Source organism: Streptomyces sp. YGL11-2, assembly GCF_050054615.1.
Lineage (GTDB): Bacteria > Actinomycetota > Actinomycetes > Streptomycetales > Streptomycetaceae > Streptomyces.
Window position 1 is genome coordinate 19,456 of the sequence record NZ_JBNHIN010000051.1, and the last position, 18,215, is coordinate 37,670.

The following is an 18,215-nucleotide window of genomic DNA, read 5'->3' on the forward strand; positions in this document are numbered from 1 at the left end:
GGGCGGGAGGCGACGGCCTCCCGCCCGCTTCCGTTGCGCACGACCACTTTTGACGCTGGGTCAGTAGTGCTGCCGGGGTGGCGCCGGGCAGGCCGGCTCGTACTCCTCGATCAGCCGGAGGGTGTCGCCCAGGCCGCGGACCAGCAGCGACACCACGGTCTCCCGCGGCAGTTCCTGCTCCTCGATCCAGTCGAGGGTGACGCCCTCCACGCTGGAGAGCCAGCCCGTCAGCGCCGTGCGCGCGAGCGGCGGGATGTCCTCCCTGCCCCAGGCGCCGAGCGCGATGGTGCTCAGCAGTCTGGCGCGTACGGAGGCGCGGATGGCCAGCACCTCGGCGTCGGAGCCGACCCCGCCGGTGACGATCGCGCGGTAGGCGGCCTGATGGTGCTGGGCGTAGCGCAGATAGCCGTCGACGGTGCGCTGGACGCGTTCGACGGGTGGCAGATCGTGGGTGCTCCCGGCGCGTTCGACCAGCTCGGCGACCGCGTCCTCGATGATCGCCAGGTAGTAGCCGCGCTTGTTGGTGAAGTAGTAGTAGATGAGCCCCTTGGCGACGCCCGCCTGGCGCGCGATGTCGTCCATGGACAGCGCGTCGTAGGACGTGTCGGCGAACAACTTCCTTCCGGTGGCTATCAGTTCGGCGCGGCGTGCCTGGGACCGTTCGGTGGGGCGGGCGCCCGGAGAGGCCGCTCGCACACCCTGTTGACTATTATTCAAAACCCGCCCTAGTCTCCAACTGCCAAGAGTTTTGCGCAGTATGACAGAACGTCATGCTGGCCTTCCGACCTGCGGGCCTGGCCCGCAGGGCTCCATGAAGCACACTTCCCTCGCGCATTCGACCGCTGCCCCGGGGAGGACGCAGTGAGCACATCGACCGGCAGGGCGCCCGAAGGGCGGACCTCCTGGAAGAAGACCGCCGTGGCGGCACTGCCCGCCGCGCTCGCCGTGGGCGCGCTGGCGGCGGTGATGGCACAGGGCGCGCTGGCCGCGTCCTTCGCGGTGTCCGGCACCAACTTCCAGGTCGCGTCGGGCAGGTTGACCAGCAGCGGCCTCTCCTCGTACGTCCACACCGACCGCGATGCCGACGACCACGGTCATCCGGTCGCACTGCTCGGCATCGGCCGGGCGCGCCTCGCCGACATCTGCCAGTCGGCGCAGGTCCCGACGCCCGTGGGCAACGTGGTGTTCAAGCTGACCGCCGGCGGCAAGGCCGGTCCGGTCAGCGCCGACAGCCTGGTCATCGACGGTGAGGACCTGGTCGGCGACGCCCGGTTCGGCACCGCGCAGATCGGCCGGGACGCGGGCTCGCTGGACGCCGTACCGGGCGTCAAGGGGCCGAAGGGCAAGTTCGGCCTCCAGGCCGGGAACATCCAGGTGGCCGGCGTCAGGTCGCATGCCTGGTCGGCCACCGGCGGCAACTTCCGCCTCAAGGGGCTGCGGGTGAGCGTCAGCCTGGACGGCGAGAAGTGTTTCTGAGCGCGCGGCGCGCACGGTGGGGCGACCGGCTGGAGGACGCCCTGCCCTGGCCGGAGCGGCGGGCGGTACTGCGGCGCTGGCGGCGCACCCGGCCGTTCTGGGCCGGGCTGCTGCTTCTGCTCGGCGGTGCGGAGCTGCTGCTGGTCCCGCTCTCACCGCTGACCGTGCTGGTGAGCCTGGGGCTGGGCGGACTGGCCGCGCTGGGTATCGGACTGATGCTGATGGTGGCCGGGCTGTTCCTGTGGTGCACCCCGGCCGCGCATCACTACGTGAGCATCAATGCGCTGATCCTGTCGGTGCTGTCGTTCGCCGCGACCAACCTCGGCGGGTTCCTGGTCGGCATGGGACTGGGGATCGCGGGCGGCGCGATGGGGTTCGGGTGGACGCCGGTACCGGACGCCGGCGACGACGCGGGGCCCGGGCGGGCGGCGGACACCGGACCCGCGGGCCGGGCCGCGGGGGCGGACGGTGCCCCGGCCCCGGGCCGTACACCCACCCGCCGCGGCACCGGCAGCAAGGCGCTCGCCGCCGGCCTGCCGATCGCGCTGCTCACCGCCGTCGGCGGCCCGGCGCAGAAGGCCGGCGCGGCCGGGCCCCCGGCGCCGCCGGTCCCGCCGACCGTGACCACCACCCTGTTCGCCCCGCGGGGCTTCACCCTCGCCGGGATCACCACGGTCGATACGGCGGGCGGCCCGCTCAAGGTGATGGTGCTGAAGATGACGGCGGCGTCGCTGACCGACTACCGTCTCACCACCCGCGACGGCCAGGGCCCGCAACTCCGGCTGAGCTCGGACGCGTTGGACCTGAAGGGCCGGGTGACCCTCTATCTCACCAGGTTCAGCGGCTGTCTGGAGGGCACGGTCTGCCTCACCTTCACCCCCGACACGCTCCCGGTCCCGCCGGTCGTCCCGCCGTTCGTCTTCATGACGCGGGTGACCGCCGAACAGGCGCTGGTCGGCTCGGATCTGATCGTCGCGAACGGGCTGCGGCTCCAGGCGGTCGGCCGAAACGGCACCACCGGCTGACCGGGGCGCCGGGCGGGGTTTACGGCTCCGCCCCGTACGAGCACCATCGGCGTACCGGGGCAGGAGCTGTGACGAAGAGGTGACGCGTGGTCAACCCGTGGCTGGCGATGGAGGCGGGCGCCGACCCGGCCGAACGCATCCGTACCGTACGGCGGGCGCACGAGGCGTTCCTGGCCGACGGGACCGTGTCGCCGCCGGTCCGGCAGGTCGTCGCCGACTCCTGGCGCCGCTCCGCCCGCGCGCACGCCATCTCGGACGGCGCGGCCCCCATCGAACTCGACGAGCCCGCGCTCCGCAGCTACCGCGACGCCCATCCGCTGGCCCGTGCGATGCCGGTCTTCCGGGAACTGCTGGGCGGCATCGCGCACGACGGGGCCCATCTGCTGGCGGTGTGCGATCCGCAGGGGCGGCTGCTGTGGGTCGAGGGGCACCCCGGCGTGGTGCGGCGGGCCGAGCGGATGAACTTCACGGCGGGGGCGCGCTGGGACGAGCGGCACGCGGGGACGAACGCGCCGGGCACCGCGCTGGCCGCCGACCACGCGGTGCAGATCTTCGCCGCCGAGCACTACAACCGGCGGGTGCAGCCGTGGACGTGCGCCGCCGCACCGCTGCACGACCTGCGGACCGGGCGGCTGCTGGGCGCGGTGGACATCTCCGGCGGCGACCATCTCGCCAGCCCGCACAGCCTGGCCCTGGTCCAGGCCACCGCCCGTGCCGCCGAGGCCCACCTCTCCCTCTGCACAGGGGAGTTGGGGGTATGCCTCACGGCGCTCGGCCGGGACGAGGCACTGCTGGTCCGGGACGGCGAACGGCTGCGCCTCGGGCGCCGGCACAGCGAGATCATGCTGCTGCTGGCCCGGCACCCGGACGGCCTGACGGGTGATCAACTCTCCGTACTGCTCTACGGCGAGCGCGATATGCGCCCGGTGACGCTGCGCGCCGAGCTGTCCCGGCTGCGGCAGCTGGTCGGCCCGCTGCTGCACTCCCGTCCGTACCGGCTCGACCGGCCGGTCGAGACCGATCTGTGCGCCGTGGAAAGGGAGTTGGCGGCCGGTGATCCGGCCGCCGCGCTCGATGCGTACCGCGGCCCGCTGCTGCCCTCGTCGGAGGCGCCCGGTATCCGCCGGCTGCGCGCCGCGCTGGAGGACCGGCTCCGGCGGGCGCTGCTGTCCGCCCGCAACCCCGACCAGCTGCGCATCTGGTCGCGGACTCCTTGGGGCGAGCACGACCTGGAGATCTGGGAGGCCCTGGTCGACACGCTGCCGGAGCACTCCCCGGCGCGCACCGCGTCCCGTGCCGCGGCGGGACGGCTGCGCACCGCCTACGGCCTGGCCGGCGGATCGTAGAACGCACCCGGCGCCGGGCCCGTCCGCCCCCGGGGGCCGCTCCCCCGCGCAACCTTCGCGCAACCTCCCCCGCCCTAGCCTCCTCCCCCAGCGCCCGCCGCACCGAAGCGGCGGGCACCGCGCCGAGCGCACGATTTGGGAGGCCACCCCATGGCACGCTACGCCAGCCCGGGCTCCGCCGATGCCGTCATGAGCTACCGGAGCCGCTACGACCACTGGATCGGCGGCGAGTTCGTGGCACCCGCCCAGGGCCGGTACTTCGAGAACCCGACCCCGGTCAACGGGCAGCCGTTCACCGAGATCGCCCGCGGCACCGCCGAGGACGTCGAGCGCGCCCTGGACGCCGCCCACGCGGCGGCGCCCGGGTGGGCCCGCACCCCGGCCGCCGAGCGCGCCGCCGTCCTCAACAAGATCGCCGACCGGATGGAGCAGCACCTGGAGGAGCTGGCGGTCGCCGAGAGCTGGGAGAACGGCAAGCCGGTACGGGAGGCGCTGGCGGCCGACATCCCGCTCGCCGTCGACCACTTCCGCTACTTCGCGGGCGCGGTGCGCGCCCAGGAAGGCACCCTCTCGGAGATCGACGCGGACACCGTCGCCTACCACTTCCACGAACCACTGGGCGTCGTCGGCCAGATCATCCCCTGGAACTTCCCGATCCTGATGGCCACCTGGAAGCTGGCCCCGGCACTGGCGGCGGGCAACACGGTGGTCCTCAAGCCGGCCGAGCAGACCCCCGCCTCGGTGCACTTCCTCATGAGCCTGATCGCCGACCTGCTGCCGCCCGGCGTCGTCAACATCGTCAACGGCTTCGGCGTGGAGGCGGGCAAACCGCTGGCCTCCAGCCCGCGGGTGGCGAAGATCGCCTTCACCGGCGAGACCACCACCGGCCGGCTGATCATGCAGTACGCGTCGGAGCATCTGCGCCCGGTGACACTGGAGTTGGGCGGCAAGAGCCCCAACATCTTCTTCGACGACGTCTCCGCCGCGGCGGACGACTTCCACGACAAGGCCCTCGAAGGCTTCACCATGTTCGCCCTCAACCAGGGCGAGGTGTGCACCTGCCCGTCCCGCGCGCTGATCCAGCGCGGGCACTACGCGGACTTCCTGGCGGCCGGCGTGGCCCGCACTGAGAAGATCGTCCAGGGCCACCCCCTCGACACCGACACCATGATCGGCGCGCAGGCGTCCAACGACCAACTGGAGAAGATCCTCTCCTACTTCGACATCGGCCAGAAGGAGGGCGCCAAGGTCCTGACCGGCGGCGCCCGCGCCGAGTTGGGCGGCGAACTGGAGGGCGGCTACTACGTCCGCCCGACCGTCTTCGAGGGCAACAACGACATGCGGATCTTCCAGGAGGAGATCTTCGGCCCGGTGGTGGCGGTGGCACCGTTCAGCGACTTCGACGACGCGATCGGCATCGCCAACGACACGCTCTACGGGCTGGGAGCGGGTGTCTGGACCCGCGACGGCTCGACCGCCTACCGCGCCGGCCGCGCCATCCAGGCCGGCCGCGTGTGGACCAACTGCTACCACGCCTACCCGGCCCACGCGGCCTTCGGCGGCTACAAGCAGTCCGGCATCGGCCGCGAGACCCACAAGATGATGCTGGACCACTACCAGCAGACCAAGAACCTCCTGGTGTCCTACTCCCCCAAGAAGCTCGGCTTCTTCTAGCGGCATGAAAGAAGGCGCCTGACCTGGGCATTTGCCCGTCAGGCGCCTTCCGCGCGACCCGCTCAGAGCAAGGCCCCGTTTACGTTGTAACTCCCAGTTTCTCCCACCGCTATCCCGCTCCCGGCCAGCTCTTCCGGTCTATTTCCGGTCCAAGTCCCCGGCTCTCACCCCTCAGCTCAGGCGCCGCGCCCTGGCTGACGCGGTCCCACTCCTGCATGGACTGCTCAATGAGGCGGTTGGCCTGCTCCCGGATGCCGTCCAGGAACTTGGCGTAGTGCCGGAAGAGGACCCCGATGCTCTGGCCCGCGCGGCGAGCGCATTCGGCCGGGTCCACACCGGAGTACAGCCAGAACGAGATCCCGGCGTGGCGAAGGTCATAGGGTCGCTTGGCCAGGCCGGAGGCTAGCTCCGTCCGGGTCAGGACGTACTTCCGTGCCCGCGCCCACGTAGTGCCATACGCAGCTGCGTCCACGTAGTTACCGGCCTGGTTCCGGAACAGTCGGCCGTCCGGCGCCACGCCGAACCGTTCGATGTGTGCACGGAGGATGCGTACGAACTGCGGCGGGATGGGCACAGGCCGGGTCGCGGTAGCCGCACGGCGCTTGAGCGAGTGCACCTCGTGCACTGCACCGTCGTCCGTCCATTCCTTTCCTGCGGTGACGACCCCGCCCGACAGATTGAGCATCCCCCACCCAGTCTTGGGCAGATGGCACTGTTCGAGCCGGAGATGGATGACCTCCGCCGGCCGCATGGCCGCGTAGTACATGCAGCCGAAGAACGCCTCAAGGTGAGGACCGCGCCCGGGCTGCTGGCCAACCGCCTTGAGCAGTCGGACAACCTGAGCCGGGTTGGGAACGGCAGCCGGGTCCACCTCTTCGTTGACCGCCGGAGCGTTCCACCTGAGCCCATTGAGAGGATTCTCAGTGAAGTAACCTTTCTCGACCGCAGTATTGAGAACTTCGTTAAACGCAGCCCTCTTGCGCCGCGCCGTCTTGGCCGCAGCCGCCTTGCCGTCCAGCTTGCGACACAGGGCGTCCAGCGCCCGCCGCAGCACATCGGCTTCCGCGAGAGCACTGACGGGCAGGGAGTTCCGCTTTATCCAGTCCAGCGCCTTCCGCCACTCGTCGGCCGGCTCGTCGTCCCACGCGTTCTTGTTGAACGCCCACGAGTACAAAGCGCGCCGCAGCACCCGCGGATCCGGATACGTTGCGCCGGGGTACACCAGGGCAGGCGTGATGGTGGCGAAAGCATCGGCGAGGGTACGGCGGGTGTTCCCCGGCGTGCGGTCCCACCGCTGCTCGAGGTATTCGTGGGCAAGGTCGTACCACGTCGTCCGCTGCTTGATGGCTCGCAGCTCGGACGCCGGCAGGCCCGTGTGCTCATCGAACGGCTCACCGTCGCGCGCCAACGTCATCAGCTTCGCACGCCTGCTCTCAGCAAGCCCGACGGTGCTGAACGATTCCGAACTTTCACGCCCGTTGACTGTCCACCGCACCTGGAAACGGCTGCGCCGACCAGGGCGCTCGCGTATGTCCCAGAAGCGGACGCGGTAACTCATCGCCAAGTGTCGGAATCCCTCTCACACGCTTCCCACCAGGCGTCCAGGTCAGTACGGCGGCACCGGAGTTCACCGTTGGGCAACTTGATCATTCGGGGGGCCTCCCCCCGAGCACGCATGCGGTAGAACGCCGACGGACTCATGCGGATCTCTGCCAGAACCTCGGCGAGCTTCAGGGAGGGAGGACGTGCCATGCAATATCACCTTCGAATTGGGGAGCATTTCAGATGGGAAAGGCAGGCACGCTCCACCGCACAACACGCAAACCATCGCCGCCACGTACGTAGTCATCGCCGAAGCGGCGACGAAACACAGCTGGACATTGCGGATCGCTGCACGGGGGGATTACTTGCAAAGCGCACTGAGCAGACCTGAAGCGGTCTGGCGATAGCAAGTGGGAATCTCTGCGGCACAGCCGCAGAGATGAATGCGCTGCCATTGACGTGCCAGCGGGCGACAGCAGCCGCTCCATTGCCTCCTTACGAACTGCGGCGCTGCCCGCTGCGTCCGCCACGGCTCCACCGCCAAGCACAGCCGAAGTGCGAACACCGTCAATACTCCGCACGATCCCCGGTTTCGGTAACCGGGGATCGTCTGCTATATACCGCCCTGCACGACGAGAGCCTGCCCCTCGCCCCGTTTCGGCCTCGGTCAGGAGGCCAGCCGGTAGGACCGGAGTGCGGGGGGCGCACCGTCGGAAACAAGCACCAGCAGCCCGTCGTCGGTGAGGCGGTCGAGGCTGCGGGCCGCGCCACGCTCGGAAACGCCAATGGCATGGGCGACGTGGCGAGTTGCGGCGCCCGGGTGCGCCGCAATATGTGCGAGGACCGCTCGATCACGGCGGTAGCCGCGTTGCACAAAGTCCTCCCTGAACAGCCCAGCCGCACAGACGCAGAGGCACAGTGCAGTGGAGAGGGCGCCGTAGTCGTCACGCTGCTGTGCGGTCCAAGCGTTCAGGGCGCCGAGCACCAAGAGGACGGGGGCAGTGAAGCGGGCGGATCGGATAGCAGGGTTCGACAGGTGGACCTCCTTGGGGCCGAGGGCTCGACCGCGAGACCGAGTAGGGCGGGGTGCGGACTGTCGTGGGGCTAGCCGAAGCGCCGTCCACCCCAGGAGTCTGTATCCCTTGCTGACCTGATGTTTTCTGGGACGTTGTACGTTGACATGGTCCCGAAGGAGGTTCCAGTCCTTGGGGCCTCATTCACGTCTGCCGTGGGCGAATGCTGTCCGCTGTCATCCAATCGGGCGTTTGACAACGAACCCAGCCGCTCGGACTTCCATTCGAATAACGATCCGTATGGCAGATTCCGGTTGGAGATGGACAAGCACCTGGACTTCGGGACCATCGCCCTGCCCCGGCCGCGCACCCCGGAGGACGCCATCGACCGGACTGCTCACCCCCTCACTGACCGCGGGTCTGGGTGTTCCGGGCGATCGGTGTGTCCGTGGGGCGGTGTGGGGTACGTTCTGATTGGTTGTCATGAAGAGCTTCGGGGGAGGTGCGATGACGGGTGTGGAGATCGCGGTCGGGTACGTGTTCGCGTGGGCGCTCGGCAAGGCGAAGCGGGTGGGTCGGCGGGCGGATGAGGAGGTTGACCGCGCGCTGGACGAGGCGATGGACCGGCTCGACGACCTGGTCCGCCGCAAGCTGGACAAGGACACCGCGCTGCACAAACTGACCGCGGAGGCCGAGGCGGGCCTGGAGAAGCCGAGTGAGCTCACGAGGCAGCGGGTGCAGCTCGCGCTGGAGGACGCCGCGCAGCAGGATCCCGGCTTCGCTGAGGAGCTGGACCGCGCGGTGAAGCAGTTGCGGGCCCTGTCCCACACGACCGGCGGGGTGTCGGCGGGGGACGGCGGACTGGCCGTTGGCGGGAACGTGGATGTCCGGGCCGACCACGGATCTGTGGCCGCCGGCGGGAATATCGAGAACGTCACCATGGGGTACGGGACTGCCGAAAACCCTCCGAAGCCGGGGGCGCCCCAGGGCTGAGCGGACCCGGCCCCACTCCAGCCCCGAGCCCCGCCCCCGCCGTCTCGGCCCAGGCCGTAGCCGGCGGGGTCGCCGCCTACCGCATCGACCAGGTCCACCAGTACTTTCCCGAGAAGCGGGATACCGTCCGGCTCGACCGGGCCCGGCCGGTCGAAGACTGGACCGCGCAACAGCTCGGCGTCCACCCCGCCATCCACGGCCTCACCACGCCGGATGCCGATGATGCCTTCGTCCTCCCGGACTACCTCGAACGCGACCACGACCGGCAGCTGCGCGACCGCCTGGCTGCGGCGGCTTGTGGTGAGCAGGCGACGCTGATGATGGTGCGCGGGGAGTCGTGCACAGGCAAGACCCGCACCGCCTTCGAGGCTGTCCGCGCCTGCCTGGCAGACTGGCAGCTCGTCTTCCCGAAGAACGCCAAGCGCCTCTTGGCTCTGCTCGACGTCGGTGCCCTCGCCCCGCGCACCGTGCTGTGGCTCAACGAAGCCCAGAACTTCCTTACCGGGACCGATGGAGAGACGGCCGCTGCCGCCCTGCACAGCCGGTTGGAAGAGCCCGGGCCCCTCGTGGTTCTGGGGACGCTGTGGCCCGAGTACAACCGCGCTCTGACCGCCACCCCGCAGCCCGGCCAGGACGCCCACCCCAGCGCCCGCGCCCTGCTCGACCAGGCCCAACCGGTCGACGTCCCGGCGTTCTTCGCTGCCACTACGCTGAAGGACCGGCGAGTTGACCGTGACCGGTCACTGGCCGCGGCCGTGCGCACCAGCACCGGCGGGAGGGTCACCCAAACCCTCGCGGCAGGCCCGCAACTGGTCGACCACTACGAGCAGGCCACCGCACCCCACGGCCCATACGGGAGCGCCGTCATCACCGCCGCCATGGACGCCAGCCGCCTCGGCCACACCTCACCCCTATCAGCCGCACTCCTCAAGGCCGCCGCCCCCGGCTACCTGACCGAGCAACAGCGCGCAGCCGCCGACCCCGACACCTGGTTCACCCACGCCCTCGACTATGCCCGGGAGACGATCAAGGGCGTGGCCGCGGCCCTGGAACCCGTTTCCAACCCGGACGGCATGGGCGCCCTTCCGGGCGTTTATCGTCTCAGCGACTACCTCGACCACCACGCCCGCACCACCCGCCGCTGCACGGCCCCGCCGGAATCCTTCTGGACCGCGGCCCGCGACCACGCGGCAACCACAGCAGATCTGACCGAACTGGCAGAGCAGGCCCATTCCCGGGGCCGGTACCGCATCGCGGCAGACCTGTTCCGGCGGACCGCCGACGCCGGAGACGCCGAGGGCGCGGAGCGACTCGCCCGGCAGGCCGCCGACGCCGGGAACCCCTCGCCCCTGGGCGAGCTGGCGCGGCTGCGAGTGTGGGCCGGGGACGCCGAGGGCGCGGAGCGGCTCGCCCGGCGGGCCGCCGACGCCGGGAACCCCTCGGCCCTATGGGCGCTGGCTTGGCGGCGCGAACGGGCCGGGGACGCCGAGGGTGCGGAGCGGCTGTACCGGCGGGCCGCCGACGCCGGGATCTCTCGGGCCCTGCACGATCTGGCGCAGCTGCGCGAGCGGGCTGGGGACGCCGAGGGTGGGGAACGATTGCGACGTTTCGGACTGGATGCTGACGGTTCGCCGGCTCGTCCTTGGTAGACGATCACAAACGATCGTTCGCGTTACAAGTAGATGTTCTTGAAGGTCCACCAGGGCGGGGATGCAACGCTTCCCGAGTACGCGCCTTGGCCATGCCTTACCCCGTTGGCGATACAGCCAGAGGGATGAGAATCGGCGTCGCCCGGGCCAGCACCCCAGAGCCAAGCAGGACGCGCTCCGCGTGATGGGCTGCGAGAAGGTCTTCATCCACAAGGCGTCCGGCAACCTCGCCCGCGGGCCCGAGCTCGGCAAGGCCCTCATGGCCGCCGGCGCAGCGACCAGCTCGTGGTCACCAAGTTCGACCATCTCAGCAGTTCACTGGAGAACCTGATCGAACTGTCCACGCGCGTGAAGTCCGAGGGCGTCGGCCTGGTCGTGCTCGACCAGGGCGTCGACGCCTCCACCACCATCAGCCGGATGCTCTTCCGGATCCTGGGCGCCGTCGCCGAGTTTGAGCCTCGATGTCCGAGCGCACCATGGACGGCCTGGAAGCCGCCCACGCCCGGGGCCACACCGGCGATAAACAAAGCAAGTGCGGCCTCTAACAGGTCCGGCCTGGTGCTGTCGGCCAGCGCGGACGCCAAAAGGACCTCGGCATCCTCAACATCGCCACCAACATCCCGCAGGCGCTGGGCCCGATCATCGGCGCAGCGAGCACCGACTCCTTCGCACACTGCACGAACAAGGTTCTGGGCTACCGCGTGCTGTTGGGGTGCGTGATGATTGTGGTCATGCCCAGTGCCGTCGCCATCAAGCCCATCGAGAGCGTCAAGTAGCCCGCCGAACGCGACACAGCTTCACACAGCTTGTAGAACAACCGCACTGGAGTAGGAGCAACGGGCCATGAGCACATCCGCCGCCCCCCGGAACATCGACGTCGACACCACCCGAGGACCGGTCCGGGGCGAGCGTCGCACGCACAGCGTGCGCTTCCTCGGAATCCCGTACGCCAAGCCGCCGGTTGGCCGGCTCCGCTTCGCCGCACCCGAACCGCCCGACCCCTGGCGGGAGCCGCGGGACGCAACGGTCTACGGACCCACCGCCCAGCGCCGCGCTTCCGAGGCCACCCTGATACCGGAGCCGACCATCTCCGGTAAGGGGACGCTCAACCTCAACGTCTTCACCCCGGACCCCTCCCCGGATGCCGGGCTCCCGGTCCTGGTCTGGATACACGGCGGCGGCTACGTCGCAGGGTCGGCCGCGAGCCCCTGGTACGACGGCCGCACCTTCAACCGGGATGGCGTGATCCTCGTATCCATCGGGTACCGCCTCGGCATCGAAGGGTTCCTGCGCCTCGAGGACGCCCCGGACAACCGGGGGGTGCGGGACTGGATCGCCGCCCTGCGCTGGGTGCAGGAGAACATCGCGGCCTTCGGCGGTGACCCAGCCAAGGTCACCGTCGGCGGGCAGTCGGTAGGCGGCAGCGCAGTGCAGACCCTCCTCGCCACCCCGTCCGCCGGGGGACTCTTCCGGGCGGCGATCTCGGCCTCCGGCGCGGTGATGCTCCATCAGGACAGCTCCGAGGGACGGGCCGTGGCCGAGCTCTTCACTCGGCGTACCGGTGTCCCGGCCACCGCTGCCGCCCTCCGCGACCTGAGCGACCAGCAACTGCTGGATCACCAGGATGCCCTCTGTGCCCCCGAACCGGACCTGGACGGCCCGGGAACCCACGCGCTCCGCCTCGCCCCCTTCGCCGACGGGCAGCTGGTCCCGGTGCCGGTCCTGGACGCGCTCACCGACGCGTGGCCAGCGCACCCACTCCTCCTCGGCTTCACCCGCGACGAGTTCGACTTCCTCCCTGTTCCCCGGCCGCCGGACACCCCGTCCCTGACCGACCTGCTCTTCCGCCGTCCCGGTCTGGCCATCGCCGAGGCCCGCGCCCGGCACGGACTGCCCACCTGGCTCTACCAGTTCGACTGGTCGTCCGAGGAATCCCCCGCCCCTGGGCTGGCCTTCCACTGGCTGGACCTGCCGTTCGCCTTCGACCTGCTGGACGCTGAAGGCGTCATCGAGGTCACCGGCCCCAACCCCCCGCAGTCGCTCGCGGATGCGATCCACAGCGCCTGGGTGCGCTTCGTCCACGACCTCGACCCGGGCCCCGACTGGCCCCGCTTCACCCTCGACAACCGCCCCATGATGCGATGGGGACCCACGCCTCATGTAGTCTCCGACCATTACTCAGATCATCAAGGAACCTGAGTATTCCGGGCATTACAGCCCGGAAGGTCCGTCACTTCACCAAATCCTGAGGGCTTCGGTGTCCCTCCCCTCGTAGTGTGGAGATCCGCTATGAGGAAGTTTGGTGGCAGAGATACGCAAGAGGTACGACGCGGAGTTTCGGGCCGGGGCGGTCCGGATCGTCCGTGAGACAGGCAAGCCGGTCGCGCAGGTTGCGCGCGACCTGGGGATCAACGAGGGCACGCTGGCTACCTGGATCTCCCGGGAGAAGGAGGCCACCAGGGCCGGCCTGGACCCGGACGAGAGGGCCGAACTCGCGCGGCTGCGCAAGGAGATTCACGAGCTTCGGATGGAACGTGATGTCCTCAAGCGATCAGTGGTCCTGTGGGTCAAGGAGGCGACGAAGTGACAGTTGCGGACTTCATCGCCGACCAGAGGACCAGCCACCGAGTACCGCACGCCGTCTCCTGCCGGGCTCTTGAGGTCTCGCAGTCCTGGTTCTACAAGTGGCTGGGGCGCCCGCCGACCCGGCGTGATGAGCGTCGTGCCGATCTCGCCCTGGCGGTGAAAGAGGTCTTCGACGCCTCGGGCCGCACTTACGGCTCCCCGCGGGTCCACATCGAGCTGCGCGAACATGGTTGGCGAGTCTCGAAGAACACGATCGCCAAGATCATGGCCGAGCTCGGCCTGGCCGGCCGCGTCAAGACGCGGAGGCGGTCGCTGACCCGGCAGGGCAAACGGCCCGTCGCCCCGGACCTGGTCCAGCGGAAGTTCACCGCTCCGGCACCGGATGTCGCTTGGTGCGGGGACATGACCGAGATCACCACCGATGAGGGCAAGTTCTACCTCGCCACCGTCATCGACCTGCACTCGCGCCGTCTGCTCGGCTACGCGATGGACGCCCACCACGACACCGAACTCGTCGTCGGCGCCTTGAACATGGCCGCCGTGACCCGCGGCGGTGACGTGGCCGGCGTCGTATTTAACACCGACCGCGGCAGCGAATATACGTCCAAGATCTTCGGCGACGCCTGCGACCGGCTGGGCGTGGTGCAGTCCATGGGCCGCGTCGGGTCGGCTCTGGACAACGCGGTCGCCGAGGCGACGAACTCGACGCTGAAGGTCGAGTACATCCACCGCCACCGCTTCCACACCCGGGCCGAGGCCCGCATCAAAATCGCGACCTGGATCACCAACTGGTACAACCCACGCCGCAGGCACTCGGCATGCGACTGGCTGTCACCCATCGACTACGAGAACCGACACCACATCAGAGAACAGCAGCCCCAAGCTGCTTAACAAAACCCTCCACACACATAGGGGATAGACAAACGAGCCGTCGTCAAGCCTCATAACGAACGTCGTCCCGGCGCCGAGGGATGTCGGCGCCGATTCGGTGCCGGTGGCCCCGCCCCGGCCGCAACTCTCGTTGCTGGCCGACAAGAACGGCTGCAGCCGTTCCCAAGGAACCGGCCACGGGCGGCCCACTGGCCCCCGGTGATCCGGTCAACGGGGAATGCCGATCACAGCCGCCTCGATCAGCTGGGCCGCCTCGCTGTCGCCGATCTGCATCCAGCCAGCCTCCTTTGCTTCCTCCTCGGAGGCGGGGAGACGGTCCGTCGGTTCCCAGCGCATGTCCTGGCCGAACGCCTCGTCGTGCCGCTCGCCACCCGGCAGCAGGCGGCGCCTGAGCACGGGGCCCCCGCCATCGGCCGTAGCGTAGAAAGAGATGCGCCCCTTGGCGTCCAGGGCATCAAGTACGTCACTGCGGAGCGCCACGAGGGCAGTGCTGCCGAGATTGTGTTGCAGGCCCTTGGGCCGGAACGACACACCGGTCAGATCGAGGCCGCCGCCGTTGTCGTACACAAACTCGCCACCCCGCTCATAGAAGAGTACGAGCGGCTCGTAGAGGTCGGGGAGGTCGGGAAGCCCTGCCTGATCCTGAACGCGAAGTTCCGCCATGCGCACAGCGCCCGCGCACGTGTTCCTCAGGAACCACTCCGGGACAGTTCCCAGGAATTCGTCGAGTTCCGCAGCGATTTCCGGGGAAAGCCGAAATTCAGGGTTGATGTGCTCCGTGACGTCGAAGAAGGGCCACTCATTCTCAGCGGAGTACGCCTGGGCCCACAGTGCTGCCCGCCTCAGATACTCCCGCATCAGAAGACGCCGCGACATCACATGCCTCATGGCGTAGTCCCAGTCGCTGATCCACTCCACGCCGCGGAGCCGGTTCAACATGACGGACGCCGGCGAGTCAGTCACTTCAGGTCAATTCCCTTCGAACGCAGCTCCTTGAAGAGAGCTGCCATCACTTCATCGATATTGGCGAGATTAGGTGAAAGCTGCACCAAGGGAACATCGAGGCCGAATCCGGCCCAGTGATTGAACCCGCCGCGGCGCTCACTCGCAGCCAAATCATGTGCACCGGCATCCGCCGCCCTTTCGGGCCAGACATGATAGTACCCGGACTCGTTCTCATTGGCGTAGGGCTCCCAGAGTTCCGGGTGGTCCCGGACGTAGGGAACGCCCGCCTCTATCAGGTGGCTCTCGACGTATTCATGCGCGATGAAGCGCTCGAACTTGATTGCTTCGTTGCCGACCAGTGTGTGATCGGAGGCTGCCTGCACGATGTCGGCGATGTCCTTTCGCGGAGTGAAGTACCCCTGGCGTACAACACCCGGCCCCTCAGCCACCGCGTGCTCGGTGAGGAAGAAATGATCCCTGACGCGCGCCAGCACGTCCGGGTTGATGCCTGTGTTGTCGGAGATCGCCCGGAGGTCCAGGGAATCCGGATTGGCGCGGATCTCGTCGTAGAACCGCGCTGCCGGGGCGGCTGACTCGTCCGGTTCTTCGATGTACCGGGCACCATCCGGCCTGGGCTCGGACCCACCAGGGAGGGTCGGGCTCTCAGGCTCGTGCAGAACCGGCTCGTCGCCGAAGTGCCCCAGGTCTTCCCCGCCACCATTGCCGGGCAGGTCGTGTCCGCCGCCGGTGTCGATGGGGCCTTCACCCTGGTGCGGGATGGAAGGTCCATCGCCGGATCCGTGTCCGCCGCTGCCCGTGGCGCCCGATTCAGTGGTGTGGCTAGCGCTGCTCGTGGAGTCGCCCAGCCCGCTGGTGCCCGGGGTGTGGCTGTTGGTTGGCATGTGGTTGCCCACGTTCCCGCCCGGGGCACCATGGTCGCCGGCGCGGCCCATGGTGGCGTTGTCTCCTGGGCCCGTGCTGGCGTGGCCTGGGTTGTCGCCAGTGCGCACCGGGTCGGAGAGGTCCGAGCCGATGCGTGTGATGTCGTCGCCGCGTCCGCCGACGCCGGCCACGACTGGCTGCTCTTGGCGAACCGGGGTCTCGGTCCGCGGGTTGTCCGCGCCCGTGGTAGGTGTGGTGGTCTGTTCCTTGGGGGCGTCTACGGCCTTCTGGAAGAGGCTGCCGTCCTGGTTGTAGAGGTCGCCTCTACCGCTCATGTACTTCCCGGTGGCCGGGTCCTTCACCGTGTTCGGCGGGAGTTCAACCGTCCCTTCGGGCAGCTTGATTCTGCCGTCCGGGAGTTTGTTTGCCCCTTCCGGGATGGCGGCGTCCTTGGGCAGCTGGATCGTGCCGTCGGGCAGCTTGGCGGCGCCTTCGGGCAGGCTGTAGGCGCCTTCGGAGATCTTCGGAACTTGGAGGTGGCCGGCGTTCTTGAAGTGGGCCATCATGTCGCCGATCTTGGAGATGCCGGCGCCTGCGCCCTTGAAGACGTAGGTCATCGGGTCGATGACCTCGCCCACCTTCCCGGCCACCGACAGGGCTCTGACCGCCACGCCGGCCTTGCTCGCGCCCTCCACGACGGCGCCGCCGCCACGGGTGATGATCGCGGTGACGACGTTGAAGGTGACCGCGCCGGCTGCCCGGGAGCCGTTGGATTCCCACTGGTCCCAGGCCACGAACGCCTTGCCGGTCTCCAGCATTGCGGTACGCGAGTCCCGGAACCAGGAGGGGAGCATGCGCCGCGGCGTCATCGCGTACGCGGGGGCCAGACCGGGGAAGGCCATGATGAGCGAAGTTGTGGTGGTGAGCTTGGCCAGGCCGAGCCATGCCTGTTTGGCGGCGTCACCACCTTCGACGCCGACCAGGGTGAGCAGGGCCTTGATGCCACTACCCCCGCCGTCGATGATGATGCCCTTGCCGAAGTCGTAAGCGTGGACCCAGACCTTCCACCACGGAGCGGATTCCTCGACCGCGTCGCCCCAGGGCAGGCTCTTGGACTGTTTGAGGGTTTCGGCGTCGTATCCGTAGCCGTTCTTGTGGGAGGCGTCGATGGCGTGGAGTGCCGGGCCGCCGACCAGGCCGACGATCTTGGCGTGGCAGTCGCGTTCAGCTGCTTGGAATGCAGCCCAGACCTCGGCGATCTTGTTGCGCCGGGCGAGGTTCTCGTCGGTCAGGTCGCCATCTTCACACCAGTCGTCGTCGCTGGAGTCGACTTTGTGGCGGAAGTCGGCGGCGTCCTGTTTGAGTTGCTGGAGCTGCTTGACCAGCGGCCGGATCTCACGGGTGTAGGTGCCCAGGGCACCAGCGATGACGCGCGCATCGTGGCCGACCTCGCGGGCCTTGTCCGCCACAGGTTTGGTGACGCCGAACAGCTGCTCCGCCTCGGGCGCCTTGTAGAAGGCGGACAGACCACCGAAGGACTTGTGGACATCCGAGCCGGCAGTCTCGATCTTGGGGCCGCCGTGGGACAGCGCCTTCACCTTGGCTTCGAGAAGGTCCAGATCGCCGGTGTAGACCGGCACCTCAAACGGATCGACAGGCGCGTCGTTCATCTCTGCTTCCCCCCGACGTCCTTGAGCACATCCAGCTGCACGTTCCGAGCGGCGCTCTGGGCGTTCTTCGCCGCCTCCAGATCGCCCTGGACGTACTCATTGGTGGCTTTGGCCGCGCCCAGGACGGCGGCCTGGCAACGATCGGCCATCGCCTCGAAATCCTTGCTGCGGCCCGCTGCGTACGCGACCAGTGCCGCGGCGACCGGCCCCGACGACGTCTGCGACAACACCGACGCGCCCGTCGGCCCCTTCAGCGTGGGTCCCGGCATCACGGGCCCCTGCGGCAGCCTGGCTGCCTGCGAGCCCAGCACAGCCGTACCCGCCGCCCCAGCCGCCTCTTTCAGGTCCGCGAGCAGCGTGCTCAAGGCGTCACCCAGATCCTCGGCATGCGTGCCGACGACCTTCAACTGGCCCTGCACTCCCTGCGGCTGAATGTTCCACGACGCCATGAACGCCCGCATTCCTCTCTCTACACCATCACCGCCACCACGCCCCGCGCTGCGCCGCCGCCTCCTGCGGCCAG

At 69.0% G+C, this 18,215-nt stretch carries 17 protein-coding genes; 10 read left to right on the forward strand and 7 right to left on the reverse strand.

Annotated elements, in window-relative coordinates; all coding sequences use genetic code 11:
- Positions 1 to 60: 60 nt before the first annotated feature.
- Complete coding sequence (locus ACO1BR_RS35685) at positions 61 to 717, reverse strand: TetR/AcrR family transcriptional regulator (protein WP_426799264.1); 657 nt, start codon at positions 715 to 717, stop codon at positions 61 to 63.
- 144 nt (positions 718 to 861) lie between these two features.
- Between ACO1BR_RS35685 and ACO1BR_RS35690 the strand changes: the two genes are divergently transcribed.
- From ACO1BR_RS35690 to exaC, 4 genes are all read left to right on the forward strand, one after another.
- Positions 862 to 1,476 (forward strand): DUF6230 family protein, encoded by a 615-nt coding sequence (locus ACO1BR_RS35690; RefSeq protein WP_426799265.1) that lies wholly within the window; start codon positions 862 to 864, stop codon positions 1,474 to 1,476.
- On the forward strand, positions 1,467 to 2,501 hold the full coding sequence (locus tag ACO1BR_RS35695; protein WP_426799266.1) for a DUF6114 domain-containing protein: 1,035 nt from the start codon (positions 1,467 to 1,469) through the stop codon (positions 2,499 to 2,501). Before ACO1BR_RS35690 ends, ACO1BR_RS35695 begins: the two co-directional genes overlap by 10 nt.
- Before the next feature lie 86 nt (positions 2,502 to 2,587).
- A complete protein-coding gene (locus ACO1BR_RS35700; RefSeq protein WP_426799267.1) occupies positions 2,588 to 3,847 on the forward strand; it encodes a GAF domain-containing protein in 1,260 nt (419 codons plus the stop codon).
- Positions 3,848 to 3,997: 150 nt separating this feature from the next.
- Positions 3,998 to 5,521, forward strand: coding sequence for an acetaldehyde dehydrogenase ExaC (exaC, locus tag ACO1BR_RS35705; RefSeq protein WP_426799268.1), 1,524 nt, complete (start codon positions 3,998 to 4,000; stop codon positions 5,519 to 5,521).
- Positions 5,522 to 5,630: 109 nt separating this feature from the next.
- Here exaC and ACO1BR_RS35710 read toward each other — a convergent pair whose 3' ends face one another.
- The 3 genes from ACO1BR_RS35710 to ACO1BR_RS35720 all read right to left on the reverse strand — a co-directional run bounded on the left by ACO1BR_RS35710 (position 5,631) and on the right by ACO1BR_RS35720 (position 8,048).
- A complete protein-coding gene (locus ACO1BR_RS35710; protein ID WP_426799269.1) occupies positions 5,631 to 7,079 on the reverse strand; it encodes a tyrosine-type recombinase/integrase in 1,449 nt (482 codons plus the stop codon).
- Positions 7,076 to 7,273, reverse strand: a complete 198-nt coding sequence (locus ACO1BR_RS35715; RefSeq protein WP_426799270.1) for a helix-turn-helix transcriptional regulator — start codon at positions 7,271 to 7,273, stop codon at positions 7,076 to 7,078. The genes ACO1BR_RS35710 and ACO1BR_RS35715 overlap by 4 nt, the downstream gene beginning before the upstream one ends.
- Positions 7,274 to 7,730: 457 nt before the next feature.
- Complete coding sequence (locus tag ACO1BR_RS35720; protein ID WP_426799271.1) at positions 7,731 to 8,048, reverse strand: winged helix-turn-helix domain-containing protein; 318 nt, start codon at positions 8,046 to 8,048, stop codon at positions 7,731 to 7,733.
- A 535-nt stretch (positions 8,049 to 8,583) separates the two neighbouring features.
- Here ACO1BR_RS35720 and ACO1BR_RS35725 point away from each other — a divergent pair.
- From ACO1BR_RS35725 to ACO1BR_RS35750, 6 genes are all read left to right on the forward strand, one after another.
- Positions 8,584 to 9,069, forward strand: coding sequence for a hypothetical protein (locus ACO1BR_RS35725; protein ID WP_426799272.1), 486 nt, complete (start codon positions 8,584 to 8,586; stop codon positions 9,067 to 9,069).
- Between the two features lie 317 nt (positions 9,070 to 9,386).
- A complete protein-coding gene (locus tag ACO1BR_RS35730) occupies positions 9,387 to 10,718 on the forward strand; it encodes a tetratricopeptide repeat protein (RefSeq protein WP_426799273.1) in 1,332 nt (443 codons plus the stop codon).
- Between the two features lie 189 nt (positions 10,719 to 10,907).
- Positions 10,908 to 11,438 carry a recombinase family protein gene (locus ACO1BR_RS35735; RefSeq protein WP_426799296.1) on the forward strand — a complete coding sequence of 177 codons (531 nt, stop codon included), beginning with the start codon at positions 10,908 to 10,910 and terminating at the stop codon, positions 11,436 to 11,438.
- A 123-nt stretch (positions 11,439 to 11,561) separates the two neighbouring features.
- Positions 11,562 to 12,917 (forward strand): carboxylesterase/lipase family protein, encoded by a 1,356-nt coding sequence (locus ACO1BR_RS35740; RefSeq protein WP_426799274.1) that lies wholly within the window; start codon positions 11,562 to 11,564, stop codon positions 12,915 to 12,917.
- 103 nt (positions 12,918 to 13,020) lie between these two features.
- Positions 13,021 to 13,305: a transposase gene (locus ACO1BR_RS35745; protein ID WP_426799275.1), complete on the forward strand. Its 285-nt coding sequence runs from the start codon at positions 13,021 to 13,023 to the stop codon at positions 13,303 to 13,305.
- Positions 13,302 to 14,195, forward strand: coding sequence for an IS3 family transposase (locus ACO1BR_RS35750; protein ID WP_426799276.1), 894 nt, complete (start codon positions 13,302 to 13,304; stop codon positions 14,193 to 14,195). The genes ACO1BR_RS35745 and ACO1BR_RS35750 overlap by 4 nt, the downstream gene beginning before the upstream one ends.
- 207 nt (positions 14,196 to 14,402) lie before the next feature.
- Here the strand turns inward: ACO1BR_RS35750 and ACO1BR_RS35755 are convergent, their stop codons facing one another.
- The 3 genes from ACO1BR_RS35755 to ACO1BR_RS35765 are packed head-to-tail and all read right to left on the reverse strand — an operon-like array spanning position 14,403 to position 18,141.
- Positions 14,403 to 15,158 carry a hypothetical protein gene (locus ACO1BR_RS35755; protein ID WP_426799277.1) on the reverse strand — a complete coding sequence of 252 codons (756 nt, stop codon included), beginning with the start codon at positions 15,156 to 15,158 and terminating at the stop codon, positions 14,403 to 14,405.
- Positions 15,155 to 17,692 (reverse strand): hypothetical protein, encoded by a 2,538-nt coding sequence (locus tag ACO1BR_RS35760; protein ID WP_426799278.1) that lies wholly within the window; start codon positions 17,690 to 17,692, stop codon positions 15,155 to 15,157. The genes ACO1BR_RS35755 and ACO1BR_RS35760 overlap by 4 nt, the downstream gene beginning before the upstream one ends.
- A complete protein-coding gene (locus ACO1BR_RS35765) occupies positions 17,689 to 18,141 on the reverse strand; it encodes a DUF6507 family protein (RefSeq protein WP_426799279.1) in 453 nt (150 codons plus the stop codon). Before ACO1BR_RS35765 ends, ACO1BR_RS35760 begins: the two co-directional genes overlap by 4 nt.
- Between the last annotated feature and the right edge of the window lie 74 nt (positions 18,142 to 18,215).